The 822-nt window shown below is 66.4% G+C and carries 1 protein-coding gene; it reads right to left on the reverse strand.

What is annotated here, in order from left to right; genetic code table 11:
- Positions 1-45 precede the first annotated feature (45 nt).
- On the reverse strand, positions 46-822 hold a 777-nt coding region (locus GWK15_RS25575), incomplete at its 5' end, for an IS3 family transposase (protein ID WP_168044440.1).

Below are 822 nucleotides of genomic sequence, written 5' to 3' on the forward strand. Positions count from 1 at the left end.
GCCTGCTACCCATCCTTGGACCGCCCTGGCGGGCGTCTTCCAGCGCTATTCGGTCGGCGTGGGCCGTGTACCGCTGACCGATTTCACCAGGCTCGCCGGCGGTTTGTTGCCAATCCCGCCGTGCGGGCGAACCTCGTTGTAGTCTCTACGCCAAGCCTCGCACTTCGCCCGTGCGTCGTCGAGGCTCATGAACCAGTGCGCATTCAGGCATTCCGCCCGGAACTTCCCGTTCAGGCTCTCGATGAACGCGTTGTCCGTCGGCTTGCCCGGCCGCGAGAAATCGAGCGTCACGCCGCGCTGGTATGCCCAGAGATCCAGTTCGCGTGACACGAACTCGCTGCCCTGGTCGACGCGGATCGCCTGCGGAAACCCATGCTCGCGCCCGACACGCTCGAGCACCTCGATGACGTCGCCCGCCCGATAGCCGAACCGCGGCTCGATCGCCGGCGCATACCGCGTGAAGGTGTCCACGATCGTCAGCACGCGGCTCTTCCGCCCCGTCGCCAACTGGTCGTGCACGAAGTCCATCGCCCAGGTCTCATTGGCCCGCTCCGGCGGTCGCCGGTCATCGCGAAGCTTCGCCTTGACCCGCCGCTTCGGCACCTTGTTGCGTAGTTGCAGGCCAAGGTCCCGGTACAGGCGGTAGATCCGCTTCGCGTTTACATGCCAGCCTTCCCGCCGCACCAGCACGTGGATCCGGCGATAACCGTACCGCACGCGCGTCGCGGCGATCTCCTTGATCCGACCGATCAGTGCCGCCTGCGAGCGACGCTTGCCACGGTAGTGGTAGGTCGACGGCTCCATCCGGATCACCGCGCAGGC

This window comes from Neoroseomonas oryzicola (genome assembly GCF_012163135.1).
Classification (GTDB): Bacteria; Pseudomonadota; Alphaproteobacteria; order Acetobacterales; family Acetobacteraceae; genus Neoroseomonas; species Neoroseomonas oryzicola.